Origin of the sequence: Flavobacterium sp. N2550 (assembly GCF_025947265.1) — a bacterium.
Classification (GTDB): Bacteria; Bacteroidota; Bacteroidia; order Flavobacteriales; family Flavobacteriaceae; genus Flavobacterium; species Flavobacterium endophyticum.
The window spans coordinates 349,950-374,784 of record NZ_CP110007.1; the positions used below are offsets into that span (position 1 = coordinate 349,950).

The 24,835-nt window shown below is 38.5% G+C and carries 17 protein-coding genes and 1 tRNA gene; 5 read left to right on the forward strand and 13 right to left on the reverse strand.

Annotated elements, in window-relative coordinates:
- Positions 1-11 precede the first annotated feature (11 nt).
- Genes OLM56_RS01545 through OLM56_RS01575 form a run of 7 tightly spaced genes read right to left on the reverse strand, consistent with a single transcriptional unit; the run spans position 12 to position 9,682 of the window.
- Complete coding sequence (locus OLM56_RS01545; protein WP_264528086.1) at positions 12-1,172, reverse strand: cytochrome c oxidase subunit II; 1,161 nt, start codon at positions 1,170-1,172, stop codon at positions 12-14.
- A gap of 18 nt (positions 1,173-1,190) precedes the next feature.
- Positions 1,191-2,726 (reverse strand): quinol:cytochrome C oxidoreductase, encoded by a 1,536-nt coding sequence (locus OLM56_RS01550; protein ID WP_264528087.1) that lies wholly within the window; start codon positions 2,724-2,726, stop codon positions 1,191-1,193.
- Between the two features lie 27 nt (positions 2,727-2,753).
- Positions 2,754-3,299, reverse strand: a complete 546-nt coding sequence (locus OLM56_RS01555; protein ID WP_264528088.1) for a c-type cytochrome — start codon at positions 3,297-3,299, stop codon at positions 2,754-2,756.
- A gap of 8 nt (positions 3,300-3,307) precedes the next feature.
- Positions 3,308-3,832, reverse strand: a complete 525-nt coding sequence (locus tag OLM56_RS01560; protein ID WP_121375310.1) for a DUF3341 domain-containing protein — start codon at positions 3,830-3,832, stop codon at positions 3,308-3,310.
- Positions 3,825-5,228 (reverse strand): NrfD/PsrC family molybdoenzyme membrane anchor subunit, encoded by a 1,404-nt coding sequence (gene nrfD, locus OLM56_RS01565; protein ID WP_121375311.1) that lies wholly within the window; start codon positions 5,226-5,228, stop codon positions 3,825-3,827. Before nrfD ends, OLM56_RS01560 begins: the two co-directional genes overlap by 8 nt.
- A gap of 37 nt (positions 5,229-5,265) precedes the next feature.
- Positions 5,266-8,325 carry a TAT-variant-translocated molybdopterin oxidoreductase gene (locus tag OLM56_RS01570; RefSeq protein ID WP_264528089.1) on the reverse strand — a complete coding sequence of 1,020 codons (3,060 nt, stop codon included), beginning with the start codon at positions 8,323-8,325 and terminating at the stop codon, positions 5,266-5,268.
- A gap of 31 nt (positions 8,326-8,356) precedes the next feature.
- Positions 8,357-9,682: a c-type cytochrome gene (locus OLM56_RS01575; protein WP_264528090.1), complete on the reverse strand. Its 1,326-nt coding sequence runs from the start codon at positions 9,680-9,682 to the stop codon at positions 8,357-8,359.
- Between the two features lie 218 nt (positions 9,683-9,900).
- Between OLM56_RS01575 and OLM56_RS01580 the strand changes: the two genes are divergently transcribed.
- Entirely contained in the window at positions 9,901-10,290 is a 390-nt protein-coding gene (locus OLM56_RS01580) for an SPOR domain-containing protein (RefSeq protein ID WP_182492844.1), read from the forward strand.
- Positions 10,291-10,373: 83 nt separating this feature from the next.
- Here OLM56_RS01580 and infB read toward each other — a convergent pair whose 3' ends face one another.
- The 3 genes from infB to rimP are packed head-to-tail and all read right to left on the reverse strand — an operon-like array spanning position 10,374 to position 15,023.
- Positions 10,374-13,256 (reverse strand): translation initiation factor IF-2, encoded by a 2,883-nt coding sequence (infB, locus tag OLM56_RS01585; protein ID WP_182492845.1) that lies wholly within the window; start codon positions 13,254-13,256, stop codon positions 10,374-10,376.
- A gap of 43 nt (positions 13,257-13,299) precedes the next feature.
- Positions 13,300-14,544 (reverse strand): transcription termination factor NusA, encoded by a 1,245-nt coding sequence (gene nusA / locus OLM56_RS01590; protein WP_121375316.1) that lies wholly within the window; start codon positions 14,542-14,544, stop codon positions 13,300-13,302.
- 14 nt (positions 14,545-14,558) lie between these two features.
- Positions 14,559-15,023, reverse strand: a complete 465-nt coding sequence (gene rimP, locus OLM56_RS01595) for a ribosome assembly cofactor RimP (RefSeq protein WP_264528091.1) — start codon at positions 15,021-15,023, stop codon at positions 14,559-14,561.
- Positions 15,024-15,207: 184 nt separating this feature from the next.
- On the opposite strand from rimP, the gene OLM56_RS01600 reads away from it, so the two are divergent.
- Positions 15,208-16,032 carry a universal stress protein gene (locus tag OLM56_RS01600; protein WP_121375318.1) on the forward strand — a complete coding sequence of 275 codons (825 nt, stop codon included), beginning with the start codon at positions 15,208-15,210 and terminating at the stop codon, positions 16,030-16,032.
- Positions 16,033-16,084: 52 nt separating this feature from the next.
- On the opposite strand, the gene OLM56_RS01605 is transcribed toward OLM56_RS01600, so the two are convergent.
- Positions 16,085-16,155: transfer RNA gene (locus OLM56_RS01605), tRNA-Gln, on the reverse strand.
- Positions 16,156-16,298: 143 nt separating this feature from the next.
- On the opposite strand from OLM56_RS01605, the gene OLM56_RS01610 reads away from it, so the two are divergent.
- Together OLM56_RS01610 and OLM56_RS01615 are read left to right on the forward strand one after the other, a co-directional pair.
- On the forward strand, positions 16,299-19,580 hold the full coding sequence (locus OLM56_RS01610) for a DUF2723 domain-containing protein (RefSeq protein ID WP_264528092.1): 3,282 nt from the start codon (positions 16,299-16,301) through the stop codon (positions 19,578-19,580).
- A gap of 69 nt (positions 19,581-19,649) precedes the next feature.
- Positions 19,650-20,297, forward strand: a complete 648-nt coding sequence (locus OLM56_RS01615; protein ID WP_264528093.1) for a polysaccharide deacetylase family protein — start codon at positions 19,650-19,652, stop codon at positions 20,295-20,297.
- On the opposite strand, the gene OLM56_RS01620 is transcribed toward OLM56_RS01615, so the two are convergent.
- Together OLM56_RS01620 and OLM56_RS01625 are read right to left on the reverse strand one after the other, a co-directional pair.
- Complete coding sequence (locus OLM56_RS01620) at positions 20,294-20,590, reverse strand: thioredoxin family protein (protein ID WP_121375320.1); 297 nt, start codon at positions 20,588-20,590, stop codon at positions 20,294-20,296. The two genes, OLM56_RS01615 and OLM56_RS01620, sit on opposite strands and share 4 nt — an antisense overlap.
- Before the next feature lie 72 nt (positions 20,591-20,662).
- A complete protein-coding gene (locus OLM56_RS01625; protein ID WP_121375321.1) occupies positions 20,663-21,895 on the reverse strand; it encodes a metallophosphoesterase in 1,233 nt (410 codons plus the stop codon).
- 268 nt (positions 21,896-22,163) lie between these two features.
- On the opposite strand from OLM56_RS01625, the gene OLM56_RS01630 reads away from it, so the two are divergent.
- Positions 22,164-24,731, forward strand: a complete 2,568-nt coding sequence (locus OLM56_RS01630; protein ID WP_264528094.1) for an FG-GAP-like repeat-containing protein — start codon at positions 22,164-22,166, stop codon at positions 24,729-24,731.
- The last annotated feature ends 104 nt before the right edge of the window (positions 24,732-24,835 follow it).

Here is a 24,835-nt window from a genome sequence, read left to right on the forward strand (position 1 = left end):
TATACTTATTATTAATTGGCTGCTACAACTTTAGTCGTGTCTGCTGCTGCTTTTGTTGTATCAAGTGGCGCTGTTGGCCCAACTGTTTCTGGTTTAGGCTCTTTTTCAGCTTTTACAGCAGAAACCAATGTTGGCTTGTCGCTTAACCATTTTTTGAAATCAGCTTCGCTTTCAACAACGATTTTCATCTGCATGTTGTAGTGAGAAGGTCCGCAAATTTTATTACAAAGCAAAAGGAAATCAAAGTTGTAAGGATCCAATCCTGGCTCGCCTTTTTTCACTAAATCAATGCTTTTCTTTGCTCTAAGTTCATTGATGTGCGCTACTTTTTCAACGATATCTGGATGCTGACGCATTTCAACTGTAGTCTTGTTTGGCGTGAAGGCAAACTGAGTCACCATACCTGGAACACAGTTCATCTGCGCTCTAAAGTGAGGCATATAAGCAGAGTGCAATACGTCTTGAGAACGCATCTTGAACAAGATCTTCTTACCTTTTGGCAAATGCAGCTCGTTCACTACTTTATCATCTTGCGCATTTGGATCTGAAACGTCAACACCTAAAGTATTTACACCTTCAATATATCTTACGTTTGCTTTTCCAAGCACATTATCTTCACCAGAATATCTAGCTTCCCAAGAGAATTGTTTTGCATAAAGCTCCACAACAATTACATCTTCGTCTTCGTCAACAAACATGATGTTTGTCCAAGCGTATAGTCCGTATAAAATCAAACCTGCCAAAACGATTACTGGGATGATAGTCCAGATAAACTCTAATTTATCGTTATCAGCAAAGTATAATGCTTTTTTTCCTTGTTTTCCTCTGTATTTGAATGCAAAGTAGTGCAAAAGAGCCTGAGTAATGAATTGAACTATGAAAATCAAAATCATCGAAATCCACATCAAGTTATCTACATCTTGTCCGTGCTCTGAAGCCGAATTGCTCATTAACGGGAAGTGTCCAAACTCAATTATGCAATAAATTGTTGTAACATATATGAAACCTAAGAAGGCAAACATCATATATCCATTAATATTATTGTCTCTATCATTGGCAACTTGTGAGTTATCACTTAGACCGCCAATTTGAGTCAAATCGAAAATTTTAGTTAATTGCCAAATTGCAACAGCTAATAAAACTAAAACTATAATTACCAACAAACTTGTCATCTGTTTTTTCTTTAAATATTAATAATGAAAATGTTTACTTTCTTCGATAAATGGATTTCTTTTCGCCAATAGAGGTGATTTTGTAAGTGCTGTAAAGACTACAAAGATAAATAACCCAAGGAAGAAAAATACCGCTCCGATTTCGCCTGCTCCGATGAACCAACGGTCACCAACAGTTGCCGGCATGATCATGTTATAGAAATCAATATAGTGACCTGCCAAGATTACGATACCTGCCATAACAACAATCCAAGTCAGACGTTTGAAATCTGTGTTGATCAAGATCAATACTGGGAATAGGAAGTTCATAGCAACCATTCCGAAGAAAGGCAAGTTATATTGCTCGATTCTTGTGATGAAGTATGTTACCTCTTCAGGGATATTTGCATACCAGATCAACATGAATTGTGAGAACCATAAGTACGTCCAGAATACACTGATACCGAACATGAATTTCGCTAAGTCGTGGATGTGGCTTGTGTTTACATATTCTAAGTATCCTCTTGATTTTAAGTACAAAGTAACCATTGCGATTACTGTGATACCGCTTACGAAGAAACTTGCGAAAACGTACCATCCGAACAATGTACTGAACCAGTGAGGGTCAACAGACATAATCCAGTCCCAAGACATGATTGATTCTGTAACGATAAAGAATACTAAGAATGCCGCAGACATCTTGAAGTTCTTTTTGTAGAAAGCATTGTCGCTTGCTTCGTCTTGAGCCAAACAGTTTTTTCTAGAGAAATATCTGTAAAGGTTCCATCCGATGATGAAAACTGCTGCTCTGATTAACCAGAAGTATTCGTTAAGATAACCTGATTTGTTAGCGATTAGTTTATCGTATTTTGGATTTGCAGGATCTAATAAGTCAGCATCCATCCAAACATATAAGTGGTGAACGTGGAAAGCCCCTAATGCTAAAAGAATAAATACGATAATAGAACCCCATGGCAAATAAGCCGTGATTCCTTGCATTACTCTAAACAAAACTGGAGACCAGCCTGCTTGAGCTACTTGCTGGATTGCATAGAATGCTAAAGCACCCAATGAAATCAGCATGAAAAACAATGCCGCAACGAAAACTGCTGCCCATGGCTTGTTTTTTAATTGGTGAAAAACGTGCTCTACGTGTTTTGCATGCTCTGCATGTGCCACATCGTGTCCGCCTTCAGCTTTGTCATGACCGTGAGCCGCAACAGCAGCGTGGTCTTTATCTGAATGATGTTCTTCAGTTGCAGCAACTGCATGTGCTGTATCTTTTGAAATTGAAATTGTATCAACGTGCACTGAATCTGCCATACTAGCTTCAGGCTTTACTTCAGCTGTTGCAACTGGAGTTTCATGAACCTCAGTAGCAGCTGCATGCGCGTCATGCGTTTCATGGCCTGCCGCTTGATGATGCCCACCGTGCTCTTCTGCTTCTTTCTTAAGGATTTCCTCTACTTCAGCTGTATTTTTTGGTGCAGTTAAAAAACTATATCCTACCCCAAGGATACCTAACACCATAAGGATAATAGAAAGAGTTTTTAATTTGCTTGAAAATGTGTACATATCTATTAAGATCAGTTTGTTCTACAATTATAATTCGCTTTTTAGTTTCATCACATAAGCTGCAACCATCCAACGCTCTTCTTTAGTAAGTTGGTTAGCATGAGAACCCATTGCATTTAATCCGTAAGTTTCTACGTGAAAAATACTACCTTCAGTGATAACTCTATCGGCATAGCTAGGAACTCCTAAGAATTTCTCTCTCTTCACCAAATTTCCTTTTCCATCGCCTTTTTCACCGTGACAGATTGCACAATAAATTGCGAAAAGCTTTGCTCCTTTATCAGAATTTCTAGCAATAGAATCTAAAGGAGATTTCAAATTGGCCTTAGCCAATTCATAACCAGCAGTCGTATTTTCATATTCATAAGGTTCGAAGCCTCTTGGAATAGATCCTTTTGCAGGCAACTGTCCTTCTTTGCCGTTTTTGAAAGCATTAGATTCAGAATAGGTTTCATAACCTACTGCTTCATACATATTAGGAAAGTATTGATAATTTGGCTTTTTCTTGTTGTGACAAGAAACGGCCGTTATCGCAATTCCTACCAAAAGTGTTATTTTATATAAACTTTTCATATCTCCTATTAATGCTTTTCTATTACTTTAACTTCTACTGCTCCAGTATTTTGAAAGAATGTAACTAATTCATTCTCGTCTCCGTGAACTGCAACTTCCATCAAGAAATGGTCATCAGTAGTTCTAACATCTGGATTTTCTGCTTTTTTGAATGGCCATAATTTACTTCTCATGTAGAAAGTAATAACCATTAAGTGGGCAGCAAAGAATACTGTCATCTCGAACATAACCGGAACGAAAGCTGGCATGTTTTCGATGTAGCTGAAACTTGGTTTTCCACCGATATCTTGCGGCCAGTCAGAAATCATGATGTAGTTCATCATTGTTGTTGCCACAGACAGACCTACTAATCCGTATAAGAAGGCGCAGATTGCCAATCGAGTTGGAGCTATTCCCATTGCTTTGTCCAATCCGTGAACTGGAAAAGGCGTGAAAACTTCTTCAATATGGTGATGAGCAGCACGTGTTTTCTTAACGGCATCCATAAGCACATCATCATCATTATAAATAGCGTATATAACTTTATTACTCATGGTGTGAATGTTTATTTTCTTCTCTTTGTTTTTTATAGTTTTCTCCAGAAGATTTCAAGATTGTTTTAACCTCTGCTTGAGCAATCACAGGGAAAGATCTAGCATATAGAAGGAATAATACAAAGAAGAAACCGATTGTTCCGACAAATATTCCAATATCAACGAAGGTTGGCGAGAACATTGTCCAAGAAGATGGAAGGTAATCTCTGTGCAATGATGTTACGATAATTACGAAACGCTCAAACCACATACCGATGTTTACCACAATCGAGATAACGAAAGAGAACATGATACTTGTTCTTAATTTTTTGAACCACATGAACTGAGGAGAGAACACGTTGCAAGTCATCATCGCCCAGTAAGCCCAAGCGTAAGGACCTGTTGCTCTGTTCAAGAAGGCATATTGTTCGTATTCAACACCTGAATACCATGCAACGAACAACTCAGTGATATAAGCCACACCAACGATAGAACCTGTAATCATGATTACGATGTTCATCAATTCGATATGTTGTAGTGTAATGTAAGCTTCTAGGTTAGAAACTTTTCTCATGATGATCAGCAAGGTGTTTACCATCGCGAATCCTGAGAATACCGCTCCAGCAACGAAGTATGGAGGGAAGATTGTTGTATGCCATCCTGGAATTACGGATGTTGCGAAGTCAAAAGATACGATCGTGTGTACAGAAAGTACAAGTGGCGTTGCCAAACCTGCAAGAACCAAAGATACTTCTTCGAAACGTTGCCAGTCTTTTGCTCTTCCGCTCCAACCGAAGCTCAAGATAGAATAAATTCTTTTTGTAAAAGGAGTGATTGCTCTATCTCTTAGCATTGCGAAATCCGGAAGCAAACCTGTCCACCAGAAAACTAGCGATACGGAAAGATACGTAGAAATCGCAAATACGTCCCAAAGCAACGGCGAGTTAAAGTTAACCCAAAGGGATCCGAATTGGTTTGGAATCGGCAATACCCAGTATCCTAACCATGGACGACCCATGTGGATAATCGGGAACAAACCTGCTTGAACAACCGAGAAAATGGTCATTGCTTCTGCAGAACGGTTAATCGCCATTCTCCATTTTTGACGGAATAATAAAAGTACTGCGGAAATCAGAGTTCCTGCGTGACCGATACCAACCCACCAAACGAAGTTCGTGATATCCCAAGCCCAGCCAACTGTTTTATTTAATCCCCATGAACCGATACCAGTAGATATGGTGTATATGATACAGCCGAGTCCCCAAAGGAAAGCGACTAGTGCGATTGAAAATACAATCCACCATTGTTTGTTCGCTCTACCTTCAACAGGTGCAGCTACATCTACTGTTACGTCGTGATAAGATTTATCACCTATAACTAAAGGTTTTCTAATGGGTGCTTCGTAGTGAGACGACATAATCCTTTATCTTGTTTCTTAATTAATTATTTATTGACTAGGTATTTCTAACTTTTACATGATAGAATACGTTCGGTTTTGTTCCAACGTGCTCTAACAAATGATACATTCTGTTATCTTGCTCTAAATCTGCAATTTTACTTTCTTTATCATTTACATCACCAAACATCATAGATCCTGATGTACATGCAGCAGAACAAGCAGTTTGGAATTCACCATCTTTAATTGCTCTACCATCACGTTTTGCTTTCAAGATTGTTGCCTGAGTCATTTGAATACACATAGAACATTTTTCCATAACTCCTCTTGAACGAACTACAACATCTGGATTCAATACCATACGACCTAAATCGTCATTCATGTGGTAATCGAACTCTGAATTTTTGTTGTACAAGAACCAGTTGAAACGACGTACTTTATAAGGACAGTTGTTTGCACAGTAACGAGTTCCAACACATCTGTTATAAGCCATGTGGTTTTGACCTTGACGTCCGTGTGAAGTTGCCGCAACCGGACAAACAGTTTCACATGGCGCGTGGTTACAGTGCTGACACATTACAGGCTGGAATGCAACTTGCGGGTTATCTGATGGATGTTCCATTTCGCCAAAACCTCCTAAAGAGCCTTTGTCACCAAACAATCCTTCGAATCCTTCTTTTTTCTCGTTGTCTTGTTCGAAAGTATCCTCAGAAGAATAGTATCTGTCGATACGCAACCAGTGCATATCACGGCTTCTTCTAACTTCGGCTTTTCCGACAACAGGAACGTTATTTTCTGCATGACAAGCAATAACGCAAGCGCCACAACCTGTACATGAATTTAAGTCAATTGATAATTTAAAATGGTGTCCAACTGAACGATCAAATGAATCCCATAAGTCGACAGTATTTGCTTTAACCGGGTTGTGATCTAGAGAAACCATCGGTGCTGGATTCCAAACAGAAGCATCTTCTTTTTCGAAAACATCAAGTGTTGTTTCTTTAATGATATCACCTCTACCCATCAAGGTTCTTTGCAACTGAACACAAGCAAATTCGTGATCGCCGCTTACTTTCGTAACTTTTGCAGCTTGATTTGCATTTGAATTTGCATATAATGTATAGGCGTTAACACCTATTTGCATTTCTTCTTTTAAAGATTCTTTACGGCCGTAACCAAGAGCTACACCGATTGTTCCGACAGCTTGACCTGGCTGGATAATTACCGGAACTTTTTCCAATTTCACACCGCCAACTTCGATGTCAACATAGCTACCATTCAAACCACCGTTAGCAACATTATAGTTTTCTAAACTTAATCTTGTAGCATCAGCTTTTGAAATTGTAACGTAGTTATCCCAAGAAACACGCGTGATTGGATCAGGGAACTCTTGCAACCAAGGATTGTTGGCTTGCTGACCGTCTCCCATTCCTGTTTTAGTATACAATACCAATTCGAAATCGCCTGCCTTTTTAGCTTGCGCTAAAGTTGAAGCAGCGCCTCCGAAATCAGCTGAACCAGCAGTCGCACCAGTTATAGGTGTAGAATAAATTCCGTCATGGACTAATTTATTCCAAGTTGTTCCTGTAGCGATTGAAGTCGCAACCGCTTTAAGGTAATCGTAATATGCGGTACTGTTATCAGACCAAAGTAATAAAGCTTCCTGAAACTGTCTTGTATCGAATAAAGGACGAATCGTAGGCTGCGTGATGCTATAATTTCCTTTAGAAATTGTTACGTCACCCCAAGATTCTAAGTAGTGAGGCGCTGGAGCAGCAATAGAAGAAAGTACCGCTGTTTCATCTTCTTTTAAAGAAAATGCTACAGACAAGCTTACTTTTTTCAAGCCTTCAGCGAAATCTTTTGAAGCAGCTAATGTATACACTGGATTTACACCGCTCATGATCAACGTGTGAACGCTTCCAGCTTTCATGTCAGCCACTAATTGCGCAACAGCTTTAGCATTTCCTTTTCTAGTCAATCTAGCACCAGAAGGATTGAATGCTTCTGATTTTAATGCATTGTTAATTGCAAACACAAGCAATTGTGCATTCAAATCATCTAAACCAGAAACCAAAACTCCTTTTGATCCTGCTGATTTAAGTTGCTGTGCCGCTTTCATTACTTCTTCTTCTCTTGCTACTTTTTGAGTTCCAACAGAAGATCCTGTAATGATATTATAAATTTTAACCAAAGCATGCTTTTGGTCAGTAATTGTCAATGGAATACGTTTATCAGCATTTGCTCCTGATAAAGACATATTTGATTCCAATTGGATGTGCTTCGACATTTTTCCGTTTTTCGGAACACGTCCTTTTGCATATCCAGAATCAAATCCGCCACCTTGCCAGTCTCCTAAGAAATCAGCTCCTACAGAAACGATAACCTCTGATTTAGAGAAATCGTAATCTGCCAAAGCTCTTTCCCCGTATACCATTTGGAAAGCATCCAAGGCATTTGATTCAGAAACAGCATCGTATACGATATGTTTTGCAGATGGGTTTTTTGCGATAAATTCAGCAATCAATTTATCTGTAGATGGGCTTGCCATAGTATTCGTAAGCAATACTACTTGACCGCCTTTTGCTTTAGCATCGTTTAAGCTCGCTTTTACTTTTGCATCAACATCAGACCAAGAAGCTGATTTTTTTGCAATTTTTGGCTGTTTTAAACGAGTATTATCATATAAAGAAAGAACAGAAGCATGAACTCTGGCGTTTGCACTAAGTTTTACCCCGTCGATTGTATTATTTTCAACTTTGATCGGACGACCTTCGCGTGTCTTGATTAAGATATTAGCAAAATCAAATCCGTCAGCCATAGTTGTTGCGTAGAAATCTGCAACTCCAGGAATAATTTCTTCTGGCTGTACCACGTAAGGAATCGACTTAATTACCGGACCTTCGCAAGCTGCTAAAGAGGCTGCTGCTGTACTAAATCCTACATATTTTAAGAAATCACGACGTGATGTTGATGATGCTGATAATGATTCTTTGTCTCCTAAAAACTCTTCGACAGGAATTGGTTCTGCGAATTCGTTATTTCTGAGCGTCTCAACAATAGAACTATTATCGTTTAGTTCTTCAACACTTTTCCAGTATTTTTTGTTTGATGACATCGTATATATATATTAGCTACTTAATAATTGATTAATAGTGACACTTACCGCATTCCAATCCGCCCATTTCAGCGGCAGTAAGTTTGTCTTTGCCATATTTCTTAGCAAGTTCTGCGTGGATTTTGTCATAGTAAGCATTACCTTCCATTTTCACATCAGTCTTACGGTGGCAATCAACACACCATCCCATTGTCAATGGAGAATGTTGTTCCATGATTTCTAATGTTTCAACTGGACCGTGGCAAGTTTGGCACTCAACACCAGCAACAGAAACGTGCTGAGAGTGATTGAAGTACACAAAGTCAGGAAGATTATGAATTCTAACCCATTTCACAGGTTGTGTTTTTCCAGTGTATTTTTGAGTCGCTTTATCCCAGCCTACTGCATCGTATAATTTTTGGATTTCTCCATCATAGAATGCTTTGCTGTGTTCTGGAGTCCCAGTAGTTTCAGCAACTTCAGAAATATTTTTGTGGCAGTTCATACAAACATTCAAAGAAGGAATACCTGCATTTTTACTAACACGAGCAGAAGAGTGACAGTATTTACAATCGATACCGTTATCTCCAGCGTGGATTTTGTGAGAATAGTGAATTGGCTGGATTGGCTGATATCCTTGATCAACACCAACCTGCATCAAATAACCATACACAAAGTATCCGCTAGCCAGCAACAAGAAGATTGCAGTAACCAAAACCAAGAATTGGTTTCTAGCAAAAGCTACCCAAATTGGAGTTGTAGGCTCTTTTTTAACTGGCTCTACTCCGTTTGCTTTAGCAATCTTGCCAAGAATATTGTTCACCAAGAACAACATTACAACCAACATCACCATAACAAGAGCTAAAGCACCAAGTATAACGTTATTAGAAACACCTACACCGCCTTGCTCCATTCCTCCGGTTTCAGACCCACCTGCTACAGCAGGCTTTTCAGCTTTTGGCTCAGATGTATAAGCTAAAATATTATCAATATCCGCATCAGACAATTGAGGAAATGCAGTCATTACAGACTTGTTATTCTCATTAAAGACTTTTACCGCAGCAGCATCTCCTGATTTGATCATAGCCTGGCTATCTTTAATCCAAGCATGAAGCCATTTTTTATCATGTCTTTCAGTCACGCCTCTCAAAGCAGGACCTGTCATTTTCGCGTCTAATTTATGACACGCAGCACAGTTGGCATTGAAAAGAGCTTTACCCGCAGCAGCATCGCCAGCACCCGCAGCAGGAGCTGCAGCTTCGGCAGCTGGAGCAGCAGCTGGTTCTTGAGCAAAAGATGAAACGGAAAATGTTAGCATTAGCGCTAAACTGAACAGTAATATTCTTGAAATCGAATTATGGTTACCCACCTTTTTCATATTTAAAATGATTATCGACTAAATTTGGTATGGTTTTTTCTCTACAGAAAAATGAGAAAATTCAATACGTTCTTTAAAACTTTGCACAAAAATACGACTTATGAACTATTCTCAAAACCTTAAATAAGTCTTAAATATCAATTTATATTAATTCTAAATAATTTTTTTAGATTTGGTTAAAAGCAGAAATATTACATTTGTATAAAATTAACTTCATTATGAGAATTTTAAGTCAAAAATCCCTATTCATAAATGCTTCTTTCATAGCGTTTTTAACAATTTCTGCTCATTCACAAGAAAGAAATATTAAGGTCACACAAGACCCAAAATTCGAGCAATTGTTGAATGAAAAGCGCAAAATCAACTCTTCTTTAACAGTTAACGAGCGTTATAAAATCCAAATTTTTAATGGCGACAGCGAGAATGCAAAAAAAATGCTTCAGGAATTCAAAAAGGAGTTTAAAAATCTTGACGGAACGATTGTTTTCAACACGCCAACTTATAAAGTTTGGATCGGAAATTTTAAGACAAAAATCGAAGCGGAACGCAATCTTATGGACCTGAAAAGGAAATATCCAAACGCATTGGTTATAAAGCCAAGCAAGTAATATAGTAGGTTTCTAAAGCCTATAAAACAAAAAAATCCCGATGTTTGCATCGGGATTTTTTATTGGTTGCTTAACAACCTAAATTATTTCAGTTTTTTCTTAACGGCTACTTCTTGGAAGGCTTCGATAATATCATACTGTTCAATGTCATTGTAACCTTTAATTTGGATACCACAGTCATAACCCTTAGCTACTTCTTTCACATCGTCTTTGAAACGTTTCAGCGTTGCTAATTCACCTGTGTAAATTACGACACCTTCACGGATCAAGCGGATTCTAGAGCTTCTGAAGATTTTACCATCTGTAACCATACATCCAGCAATTGTTCCGACTTTAGAAATCTTGAATGTTTCACGGATTTCGGCAGTTCCTGTAATCTCTTCTTTCATCTCTGGAGACAACATTCCTTCCATCGCATCTTTCAAGTCATCAATTGCATCATAGATGATCGAGTAGTTACGGATATCGATTTCTTCTTTGTCAGCTAATTGTTTCGCATTACCAGCCGGTCTTACGTTAAATCCGATAATGATCGCATCTGAAGCAGACGCCAACATAACATCGGTTTCTGTAATCGCACCAACTCCTTTATGGATGATATTGATTTGGATTTCTTCTGTCGATAATTTAGAGAACGAGTCAGACAATGCTTCTACAGAACCATCCACGTCACCTTTCAAGATAATGTTCAATTCTTTGAATTGGCCAAGCGCAATACGACGCCCGATTTCAGCCAACGTAATGTGTCTTTGCGTACGTACAGACTGCTCACGCATCAACTGCGTACGTTTTGCGGCGATTTGTTTCGCTTCTTTTTCGTCTTCAAAAACGTTGAACTTATCACCTGCTGTTGCCGCTCCATCCAAACCTAAAACAGATATTGGAGTCGAAGGTCCAGCTTCTTTGATTACGTTTCCACGTTCATCATGCATTGCTTTTACTTTACCGTGATGTTTACCGGCAAGCATATAATCACCTACTTTTAAAGTTCCGTCTTGAACTAAAACTGTAGAAATATAACCTCTACCTTTATCAAGGAAGGCTTCAACAACAGTTCCAGTTGCAGGTTTGTTCGGATTTGCTTTTAAATCTAAAAGTTCTGCTTCAAGCAATACTTTTTCTAGCAATTCTTTTACACCCAACCCTGTTTTTGCAGAGATGTCATGAGATTGGATTTTTCCACCCCAATCTTCTACCAACAAGTTCATACCTGCTAATCTTTCTTTTATCTTTTCAGGATTTGCCGTAGGCTTATCCACTTTATTGATTGCAAAAATAATTGGCACGTTAGCTGCTTGCGCATGGCTAATCGCTTCTTTTGTTTGTGGCATGATATCGTCATCCGCTGCAATTACAATGATCGCAACGTCGGTTACCTGAGCACCACGGGCACGCATCGCGGTAAACGCCTCGTGACCTGGAGTATCAAGGAAAGCGATTTTTTGTCCGTTTTCTAAAGTAACACCGTAAGCACCAATATGCTGCGTGATTCCACCAGACTCGCCAGCGATTACGTTTTCTTCACGGATATAATCCAGCAAAGATGTCTTACCGTGATCGACGTGACCCATTACGGTTACGATAGGCGCTCTATAAACTAAGTCTTCTGGCTTGTCTTCAACAGTTTGGATTGCTTCTTCAAGTTCTGTCGTGATGAATTCAACATCATAACCAAACTCATCGGCAACAATTGTCAGAGTTTCCGCATCTAGACGCTGGTTCATGGTTACCATGATTCCAAGTGCCATACACGTTCCAATTACTTTTGTAATCGGCACATCCATCATGATAGCAACTTCTCCTACAGTAACGAATTCTGTTACCTTGATTGTTTTGCTTCCTTCTTCGAATGCTCTTTGTTCGTCATCCGATTTTTGACGGTGCGTATCTCTTTTGTCTCTTCTATATTTAGCCGCTTTAGATTTGCTTCCTTTTCCTTGAAGTTTCTCTAAAGTCTCTCTAATTTGGTTTTTAACTTCTTCTTCCGTAGGCTCCACTTTTGCTACAATAGCTGGTCTGTTACCTTTTACGAAACCTGGCCTAGCGCTTCTGTTTGCATTGTTTCCGCCAGCATTATTATTGCTGTTCGGACGAATAGCATTTCCGCCCCCTTGGCCTGGCTGTCCGCCTGTTTGTGGCGCGCCTGGCTTTCCTGGAATTCTTTTTCTCTTGTTTTTATTATTATTGTTCGCATTTGCACCTGCTGCTCCTGGAGCACCTGGCTTGTTTGGAACAATTTTCGGCTCTTCTTTTTTCTTTTTAGGCTTATTGAATTGAGATAAGTCAATAGTCTGTCCAGTAAAAGTAGTACCCGATAATTTTTGGTATTGTGTAGCGATTGCTTCTTCAGCAGGCTGATCACCTTCTGGCGTGGCTTTTGCTTCAGGAGCTTCTTTTTTGTCCTCTTTTTTGGCAACAGGAGCAACTTCAGGTTTCGCTTCTTCTTTTACGGTTTCGGCTTTTGGAGCAACAACTGGTTTTGGCTCAACCGGTTTTGAAACTTCTTGTTTTTCAACAGGAGCTTCTTTGACAGGTTCAGCAGGTTTTTCTGGAGCTGGAGTCGGTTCAGTGGCTTTTGGCGCTGGCTCTACCGCAGGAGATTTTGGCTCCAAATCGATTTTTCCAACTTGCTTCGGACCAGACAAAACAGCCTTAGCTTTGATAACTTCTTGACGTTGGCGCTCTTCCTCTTGCTTGCGTTTCTCCTCTATTTCGCGCTCTCTTTCTACACGCAATGCTTCTTTCTCTTTCCTTTTTTCTTCTCCAACTTCTTTAGAAGCCTCTTTTTTCCCTTTATCGCCAGCAAATTGACTTTGCAGAATATCGTATTCCTTGTCAGATATTTTCGCGTTTGGGTTTGCATCAATAGCAATTCCCTTATCTTTTAGATAATCAACGGCCCTATCTAACGAAATATTCAATTCCCTTAAAACCTTGTTAATTCTTATTACTCTCTCTTCAGACATAAAACCTTTTTATTATTACCTTTTTTGTTGTGTTGTTGTGAATTTAGTCTTCGAACTCTTCTTTCAAAATCCTTATCACATCAAGGATCGTCTCTTCTTCTAAATCGGTTCTTCTGACTAAATCATTCACATCTTGTTTTAAGATGCTTCTTGCGGTATCCAATCCGATTTTGGCGAATTCTTCGATTACCCAAGCTTCGATTTCGTCAGAGAATTCAGTCAATTCAACATCGTCCTCTTCTTCAGCGATATTACCTTCACGGATAACATCCAATTCATATCCTGTCAAAAGTCCAGCCAATTTGATATTATGACCTCCTCTACCGATGGCTTTCGACACTTCTTCTAACTTCAAGAAAACATCAGCTCTTTTGGTTTCTTCGTTGATTTTGATTGAAGAAACTTTTGCAGGGCTTAATGCTCTTGTTATAAACAGCTGCGTGTTTGTCGTATAATTGATAACGTCGATATTTTCATTTCCAAGTTCACGAACAATGCCGTGGATTCTTGAACCTTTCATACCTACGCAGGCTCCAACTGGATCGATTCTGTCATCATACGAATCAACAGCTACTTTTGCTTTTTCACCTGGAATTCTAACCACGCCTTTGATAGTAATCAAACCGTCGAAAACCTCAGGAATTTCTTGCTCAAACAATTTTTCTAAAAACTTCTCAGAAGTTCTAGACATGATAATTTGAGGCTTGTTCCCTTTTAATTCCACATTTTCAATGATTCCTCTAACATTATCCCCTTTTCTGAAAAAGTCAGATGGAATTTGTTTTTCTTTTGGAAGCACGATTTCGTTTCCTTCATCATCCACCAAAATTACGGCTCTTGGACGAACGTGGTGCACTTCGGCAGTATAAATATCGCCAATTAAATCTTTAAATTGCTTATAAAGATTCGTATTATCGTGTTCATGTATTTTTGAAATCAGATTTTGGCGTAACGCTAAGATAGCTCTTCTTCCTAAATCGATTAATTTTACTTCTTCAGAAACTTCTTCTCCAATCTCGAAATCCGGCTCAATCTTTCTTGCTTCGGTTAATGTAATCTCTTCATTTTCGAAATCTAGATCTTCGTCTGCAACAATAACTCTTCTTCTCCAAATTTCCATATCGCCTTTATCAGGATTGATAATGATATCGAAATTATCATCAGAACCATACTTCTTTTTCAATGCATTTCTAAACACATCTTCCAAAATCGCCATAAGCGTTACACGATCAATTAGCTTGTCGTCTTTGAACTCTGAAAATGACTCGATTAATGCAATATTCTCCATGCCTATTCTTTAAATTAAAATGTTATTGTAACAATTGCTTCTTTTATGTCGGTATACGGAAGTTCTTGTCTTTTTTCAACAGTTTCTTTTCCTTTACCTATTTTTTTTGGTTCTCTGGCAGTCCATGTCAATGTGATAAATTCATCATTCACATCAACAAGTTCTGCAGTTATGATTTCAGTTGCAGTCTTCACTTGTAAAGTTCTGCCGATATTTTTCTTATACTGCCTTACTAATTTCAATGGAGCTGAAACACCTCCTGAGGCTACCTCCAAAGAAAAATCTTGTTCTTCTCTATCGAGATTATGTTCAATAGCACGGCTGATATCAATACAGTCTTGCAAAGTTACGCCATTATCTCCATCTAAAGTAACAATAATTTTGAAAGCATCTGTAATTGTAAGATCAATAAGAAAGATCGACGGCTTTTCTTCAAGACCTGCATTTAATAACTCGCTAACTTTTTCTTTAAATGTCATATTTTTATAAAAAGAGGGGACAATTAGTCCCCTCATTATTTAAGTTTTAATAAATAACGGTGCAAATATAGTGTTTTTTTTCTATATTGAAAATCATTGTAGTATATTGTGCCATGTTAAATTAAATTCTTACCTTTATGTAAGAAAAACAAACTATCTTTCATACAACCTTACACTCAAAATTATGAAAAAAATTTTAGTTCCAACCGATTTTTCTGATCATGCAGAATATGCTTTAAAAGTTGCGGCACAGATAGCAAAAAACAACAATGGCGAAATCGTTCTCCTTCACATGCTGGAGCTTCCAGGACAAGGAAGCGATGCAATTGGATCTGGCAGCGACATCCCTGAAATCATGTTTTTCAAAAACAAGGCTATTGAAAAATTAGAAAGCCTGATGGACATCAGCTATCTTGAAGGAATCTCTGTTTCTGAAATCATACAGTTTGAAAAAACATTCGAAGGAATCATCAATATCAGCAAAAAAAATAACGTAGATTTAATCGTGATGGGTTCTCATGGAGCGAGTGGCTTCCAAGAAATGTTCATCGGGTCTAACACTGAAAAAGTAGTGCGTTCTTCTGACATTCCTGTTTTGGTCATCAAAAAAGAAGAAGGCGAATTCAGCGTAGAAAAATTCGTGTTTGCTTCCGATTTTTCTGAAGAAATAAAAGGCTCTTTTTCAAAAGTTGTAGAGTTTGCCAATAAATTCAATGCACACCTTAATTTGGTAATGATCAACACTCCGAACAGCTTTAAGCCAACCGATGTGGCTAAGAAAATAATGCACGATTTTGTATCCAGCTTTAATGTCAGCAATTTTACCACACATATCTATAACGACACGAATATTGAAAAAGGAATCCTCAATTTCGCAAAAAGCATCGATGCCGATTTGATTGGAATGAGTACTCACGGAAGAAAAGGTCTTTCTCACTTTTTCAACGGCAGTATCAGCGAAGATCTAGTGAATCATGCACAAAGACCGGTTGTCACTTTTAAGATCTAAAAAATACCGATTATAAACAAAAAAACCTCTCAATTTCTTGAGAGGTTTTTTGTTGGCTTACTAGGACTCGAACCTAGAACGACTGGACCAAAACCAGCTGTGTTACCATTACACCATAAGCCAATACTGCTTGATTGCGGGTGCAAATTTAGTACAAAAAATATATTGCGCAAATTTTTCTTCAATTTTTATTGAATATTTTTTTTTTGGCTTTTCGTTAAATAAAAAAGCATTTTCTTTGCAAGTATAAATTTTATTAGTTCTCTATGGTATCTTTCAACTTTAAAAAATGGAATACAATTTTGGGATGGTCGGTTTTTGCGATTGCATTGGTGACTTACTCCCTGACTGTTGAACCCACATTAAGTTTCTGGGATTGCGGCGAATACATCTCTACAGCAGCAAAACTTGAGGTAGGACACCCTCCTGGAGCTCCTCTTTATCAAATGATGGGCGCCTTCTTTGCCATGTTTGCTACAGATGCTTCAAAAGTCGCATTAATGGTCAATATGATGTCCGTTTTTTCAAGTGCATTTACCATTCTTTTTATGTTTTGGTCATTGACCATGTTATTAAAAAAGCTTGTTTCTAGGTTTTCAGAAATCGATACCAACAGCGCTATTGCCATTTTAGGAAGTGCTTTCGTTGGTTCTTTAGCCTATACTTTTTCTGATAGTTTCTGGTTTAATGCTGTAGAAGCTGAAGTTTATGCCATGGCAAGTTTGCTGATAGCCGTATTATTCTGGCTTGGATTGCGTTGGGAACAAGATATGGATACGCCACGCGGAAACCGATGGCTATTGCTGATTTCATTAATCGTAGGACTTTCTTTCGGTGTCCATTTCATGGCCTTGCTTACGATTCCTTCTATTGGATTTTTATACTACTTTAAACACTATAAGACGGTTACGGTCAAAAATTTCATCATTGCAAATATCGTAGTAGTTTCTATCTTGCTTTTCATATTCAAGTTGCTTTTGCCATTGACGATGGGATTCTTCGGAAAAACCGAAGTTTTTATGGTCAACAGCCTAGGAATGCCATTTGATTCAGGGACAATTTTTGTAGCGCTTTTATTCGTTGCCGCTTTCTATTTCGGATTAAAATACACAAAGCAAAAAGGCTATGTACAATACAACACGATGATTTTGTGCATCCTGTTTATTTTGATCGGATTTTCAACATGGATGATGCTTCCGATTCGCGCCAACGCAAACACCGTTATCAACGAAAACAAGCCTTCGGATGCCAGAGAGGTTTTGGCTTACTATAACAGGGAACAATACGGAGTAAATCCATTATTCTATGGTCCACAATTTTCTGATACGTATGCCGGATTAGACAAGAAAAATCCCTATTTGGACAAAGCGCCTAACTACGAAAGAGATTACAAAACTGGGAAATATGTGATTGTAAACAATTACAAAAATGCCGAGCAGAATACAGACGACAATCATAAGACATTCCTTCCAAGAATGTGGAGCCCGGAACATGCCGAAAACTATATGACATTCACGCATGTCTTGAATTTCAGAATGGATCCTAACTATGCTTACGAAGAAGAATTGCCAAGATATGGCATCAATCCTAATGATTTGTCTGAAGAAGAATTGGCACACTATACGTCACAATTGCGTGCCGAAATGGAGAAAAATGTAGCAGAATTCAGAAGAGCCTATGCTTCTGGACAAATTGATACGGAAGGATACCACAAATTCCTGAAATCTTATGGCGATTATCTGATTATTGACAAGCCGACAACTGCGGACAATATCAAATTCATGTTTGAATACCAATTCGGCTATATGTATTGGAGATATTTGATGTGGAATTTCACAGGAAGGCAAAACGACAACCAAGGAAAATATGACAATCTAGACGGAAACTGGATGAGTGGTGTCAAATTTATTGACGAAGCTCGTTTGGGTTCTCAGGAGAATCTTCCTGCAGATGTCTTAAACAACAAAGGGCGAAATTTATACTTTTTCTTACCTTTTATACTTGGAATCATTGGATTAATCTATCACGCCAACAAAGACCTTAAAGGCTTTTATGTATTGCTTGCCCTGTTCTTATTTACTGGACTGGCATTGAAAATTTATCTTAACGAAAGGCCGTTTGAACCACGCGAAAGAGATTATGCATTGGTAGGATCGTTCTATGTTTTTGCAATCTGGATCGGATTTGGCGTCTATGCAATATTCGATTTTATCAAAAAATGGCTCAATCCAAAGATTGCAGGACCAGTTGTTATCGCTGCTACCCTATTGACAGCTCCAGTCCTAATGGCTTCTCAAAACTGGGACGACCATGACCGTTCTGGAAAATATACCGCAATTGCCATGGCAAAAGCCTATCTGAATTCTTGCGAACCTAACGCGATTTTGTTTACCATTGGAGATAATGACACCTTCCCGTTATGGTATGCTCAAGAAATTGAAAAAGTACGTACAGATATCCGTATCGTAAACACTAGCCTTTTCATGACAGATTGGTATATTGACCAAATGAAAGCTAAAGCATATGAATCGGAACCATTGCCGATAACTTTCAAGCATGAACAATATGTCGGTGACAAGCTGGATTATTCCATCCACAGGCCACAAACCGAGAAGAGATGGAACATCAACGACTTTATGAACTTCCTTTCTCTTAACGATCCTAGAGCGCTGTATGAGATTCCTAATGGGCAAAAAATCCATTATTTCCCAACAAATAAGATCAGGATTCCTATTAACAAAGAAGAAATTATAGCCAACAAAGTAGTTTCTCCTAAATATTACGATTCGATCGTGCCGTATATCGACATTGACATTAAAGACAATGCTTTGTACAAAAACCGATTGATGATGTTGAATGTCGTAGCCAACAATAACTGGAAACGCCCAATCTATTTCACAGGCGGAAGCTTTGGAGACGACGATTACCTTTGGATGAAAAACTACCTCCAATTAGACGGAATGGTTTACAAGCTGGTACCGGTAAAAACATCTATGGAAAAAGCACCAAGTCCGATGGACATGGGACAGATTGATTCAGACAAGATGTATGACATTGTAATGAAATGGGACTGGGGCAATGGCGGAAGCACAAAAATCTACCACGACCCAGAAACACGCAAGAACAGCATCAGCTATAGAACCAACCTAGCGCGATTGATGGAACAGCTTATCAACGAAGGCAAGCCTAAAAAAGCAAAAGACATTATTGATCTGGCTATGAAAGAAATGCCAATCGACCAATATGGTTATTATGCTTTTGTGGAACCATTCGCTGGCGGCTATTATGAAATAGGCGAAAAAGAAAAAGCTAGGGACATCTTGAAAAAACTGATGAAAAAATACCAAGAAAATCTGACGTATTACAAAACGTTCTCAGCAACCGAACAGAATGATTATTACGTAGACATCGTTACCGATATCGAACGCTATAGAGGGCTATTAGAAGTCATGAAAGAACGTGGCGACAAAGAGTTTTATGAAGCAAACCGAAAAGACTTCAACTCTTATAACACCATGTTCAAGCGTTTTGAACGAGACAACGAATAAAAATTAAATCCTAAAATGTGCCAATTTGAAATTACAAATTGGCACATTTTTTCTTTAAAAAGATGTGATATGGATTTACTCTGGGTAAAAACAAATCGATTGATCAAGTGGCTTTTTCCAAAATATACGTGGGACATTCCAAACAACGCGAATAAGATCTATCTTACTTTTGATGACGGACCTACTCCCGAAATCACAGAATGGGTTTTAAAACTATTGAAAGAGCAAGATATAAAAGCGACATTCTTCTGCATAGGGAATAATATCGAAAAGTATCCTGATATCTTTCAGAAAGTGCTTCAAGATGGACATGCTATTGGAAACCATACCTACAATCATCTTAAAGGCTGGAAAACAGCTAAGGAAGATTATATTGAAAACACCAAGTCGTGCGAGCGAATTATAAAAGAGCAAACCAAAGATAGTGATCGACGATCAAAGCTTTTCCGTCCGCCTTATGGGAAGATAAAATTCTCGCAGGCCAAAATATTGCGACAATTAGGATACAAGATTGTAATGTGGGATGTAATAAGCGTAGATTATGATAAAAACATCTCGCCGAAAAAATGTCTGAAGAATGTTACAAAAAACACAACTTCTGGAAGCGTGATTGTTTTCCATGACAGCATAAAAGCATTCGACAACCTTAAATTTGCATTACCCGAAGCAATACGCTATCTAAAAAATAAAGGATTTGTTTTTGACAGGATTGATTAAAGCTGTTCTTGAACCAAGCCGATAATGGTGTTGGCGTCAAGTTCTCCAGATTGCCTCCAGATCATCTGTCCTTCTTTGTATATCATAAGCGTAGGGAGCCCTTTAATACGCAAAGCGTCTGCCAACTCTTGATTTTTGTCCACATCAATCTTAATCACTTTTGCCTTGTCACCCAAAGCAGCAGCTACGTCTCTGATAACAGGATGCATCGATACAGACTGTTCATTCCAATCTGTATAAAAATCAATTAAGACTGGTACTGAGGCGTTGATAAGTTCTCCAAATTTTGACATAATTGAAAATTTACTTTGACTTTATTCCTAAATTACAACAATTTTTAATACAAATGTAGCATATTTACTGAATTATGCTACATTTTCGCCTTTTTTTAGCGTGATGACCGTAATTTCGGGTAAAATACCAACCCTGCCAGGATAAGCGTGAAACCCAAAGCCCCTATTTACATAAATATAGCGCCCTGCATTTTCGTATAAACCAGCCCATTGCTTATAGACATATTGAACTGGACTCCATTTGAAAAATCCTGGAATTTCAATCCCAAACTGAAGGCCGTGCGTATGCCCGCTCAACGTCAGATGGTATTTTGTCTGGTGGTTTTTTATCTCATATTCCCAATGTGAAGGATCATGGCTCATCAAAATCTTGAAATCAGAATCTTTCAAGCCTTCCGATGCTTTGGTCAAATCGCCCGCTTTTTTGAAATTATGCCCCCAGTTTTCTACTCCAACCAAAGCAATTTCATCTGTCCCGTTGTTGATTTTTACATTTTCATTAAGCAACAATTTAAAATCAATTTGACGGTGCAAGTCCTTAATCGCTTCAAAATTGTCGTTTTTATCTTTTTCAGAAGGCCAGGTAACGTATTCTCCATAATCGTGGTTTCCTAAAACGGAATACTTGCCCAGCTTAGGAGTATGAATCTTCTTGAAAGTCTTAATCCACGGATCCATTTCCACAGCATGCGTATTTACGATATCGCCTGTAAAAAGAACAATGTCCGATTGCTGTTCATTAATCAAATCAATCGCATATTGGATTTTTTCAGGATTATCAAAACTGCCGCTATGCACATCTGAAATTTGAGTGACCGTAGTTCCGTCAAAACTATCCGGAAGATCTGGAAAAAATAACGTCTGTTTGATAACCTTAAAATTATATTTCCCGACCGTCATTCCATACAAAAGTGAAATAAAGGGAACAGCCGCAGCGCCCAGCGCCACTTGGCTCAAGAACTTTCTTCTGTCTGGAAGGAAATGCCCTTTGTCGTTATTGCCTAAAAAATGAGTAATAATTCCCGAAAAAACACGGTAGATATCTTCCCCAAACAGGAAGAATGTCACGACAAGTTTCGGTAAAAACGTCAACAAGACTAAACCTAACGTAATTAACGACTGTTTATTTTGGCCTACGCTCCTGTCAAATTGCGTAAAAGAATAGATCACAAAGATGATTACGGCCAGCGAAATAAGTTGATACGGAATCAGAATCCACTTTGCTTTTGTAATGGTCTTAAAAGCCTGAAAAGCATAAAGCTCAACCAATACCACAAAAGCAATAAAAAATATCCAACGAAGCATAGTATGATTTAGAATTTAAGCAAAGTAAATAAATAATGAAGCTGTTGGTAATTTAATTGGATAAATTTTAACTATAACACCATATGACCAACAGAATCCACAGCAAATTTTATAATTGAATTATCACATAATAAAATTTGTATGTTAAAATATTTAGAAATCGCAAATACGAAAAGCAGTAAAAAGAAAATTCAGCAAAACTAAACTACCACTTATTTTTATTTAATCTAAATAAATAACTTTGCGAGCGTATTACAAATATCTCATTATGAAAAAAACATACTTTATACTAATCGCTATCCTAACCAGTGGCTTGATGCACGGCCAAATTTTCCAAGAAGTCAGCAATCACACATTCCAAGGCGTGTTTTATGGCGACTGCGCTGTAGCGGATTTTGACAATAACGCAAGAACAGATTTTATTATTTCAGGAGCCAAACCAGGATATACAGGATATTCAGGGCTTTTCAAAAATAACAATGGTGCTTTTACAGAAAATATAGGCGCTTCCTTAAGCCAGATCATGTATTCTTCGATTGCTGTTGGCGACCTTAACGGCGATAATAAAAAAGACATCATCATTACTGGGACAAAAACTGGAGAAAATTCGTCTGTCGTTTTTGAAATTTATTATAACAATGGAGATGGTACGTTTACAAAGAATGAAAATTCTGGAATTCCTGGCGTGAACTTCGGTTCTGTCCAAATTGCCGACATGACAAATGACGGAGTTGCCGACATCATCGTTAATGGAAATCTAGGATCAGAATATATTACAAAAGTCTATCAACAAAACGAGGGCGGTACATTTACGGACCTAAACGCTGGGTTGATGGGAACTTATTTTAGCGCCATCAAAGCTTTTGATGCCAATAGCGACGGAATTAACGATCTTCTTGTGACTGGATTCAGTACAAATTTCACTCCTGAAACCAAGCTTTATATCAATTCAGGAACTGGAATTTTTACCGAAAAACCGATTACAATTCCTGGCATTTATTTTTCGTCTATTGATGCTCTGGACATCAATAACGACAGCCACTTAGATTTGCTTATTTCTGGGACAGACTACACTCCCACTACCAGCCTTACGATTTATACAAATGATGGTTTCGGAAATTTTACAGCGCAAGCAAACAACTTCGCAGGAATCTATAACGGCAACACAAAATTCGTCGACTACAACAAAGACGGCCTGATTGATATATTTGCTATCGGAAGCAATGCCGCTGGAGATAACACTGTCCTATTATACAAAAACAATCTTGACGGAACCTATACGGAAGATACCGTAAACAGCGCCTCTATTGTTGGCGTAAATATGTCTAAAGGCGAATGGCTTGATTTTGATAATGACGGCGATTTAGACCTACTTACTATAGGTTTTGAAGGAGCTGATGTAGCTCAAACAAGGCTTTACAGAAATAGCACCATCAACCAAGAAACTTGTGGAGAACCTGGAAACAATACTGGCGATTTAGGCTGTGTGACTTTTAATTATGAAGGAACAAGCGTGACCTATATTACTGTCCGCGGTAGCGACGGAAATGTATGGCTACAACAAAACTTGGGCAGCGCCAGTGTAGCAACTTCTCAAAACGATGAAGCTTCTTACGGAGATTTATTCCAATGGGGACGATGGGACGATGGTCACCAAAAAAGAAACTCTGCTCTAGGCACAGCACCAACGCCAAACAATCCGGCCGGACTTGCTACAGGAAATGATACTTTCTATACCGGCTGGTGGTCGCCAAATGCTTTATCTGACAAATGGGAAGCAGCTACTCCAGCAGCAGCTACAGAAATAAACGGTTGTGATCCATGCAAGGCATTAGGAAATGGCTGGAAACTTCCGACGGAAGCAGAATGGACCGCTATAAGAGATTCACAAAACATCTCAAATCCGGCTACTGCTTTTCAAAGCGTCCTAAAATTGCCCGCTTCGGGATACAGAGCAGCATCGGGATCATTTAGCTTTGTTGGAACTAGAGGTTATTTCTGGAGCTCGATAACAAGCTCATCTGGCGCAAAATATTTTTATGTAGGCACGACCATCGCAAATCCATCAGCAGGAGCACCAAGGAGCCAATCAGCTGCAATCCGATGCTTAAAATACCCACAGGCATCAAGCTATTGCAATGTATCTGTAGATTTTGACGTTGAGCCGATTACGATGGTAAATTTTTCAGACATCAACAACCTGACTTCAGAAACGGTAAATGGCACTCCTGCGTATGAAGACTTTACGGCAATAGTCGGAAATGTCGTAAGAGGAAACACCTACCAATTAACCGTAAAAGGAAATACTGTTGGACAGTTTGAGCACGATATAAGAGCTTTCTTTGACTGGAACAAAGACGGAGTTTTTGACATGCAGACAGAATACTATCCAGCTGTACTGACTTCATCTACAGGAATTGATGCTGTAGAAGCAACTGTGAATATTACTATCCCAGCGACAGCGACAATCGGTGATACAAGAATGAGAATCATCAAAGACCAATGGAATGTATATGAAGAAGGAGAATTCGGCGCCTGCTTAAATGCTTATTACGGACAAATAGAAGATTATACCATAAACATTCAAGAAAGCTTGGGCACGATTGATTTCAACAAAAATGACTTCAAGTTGTATCCAAACCCGACAGAAGGCATCATCAACATCCAAGCAAACCGAGAAATTAAAAACGTCACTATTTATAACCATTTAGGACAGCTTATCGCTACACAAAAAGCTCCTCAAATAAACATAGCAAACCTTTCAAGCGGTATCTATATGATTCGCGTAGATTTTGAAAACGGACAGACAGCCAAACAAAAAGTAGTCAAAAAATAAACCAACCGTTTGCTTATATCCATATCCTTTTTTAGTTAGTTTTTTGTTTTTTTGAGAAACCGATGCCGATTTATTTAGCATCGGTTTTTCTGTTTTACATCTTA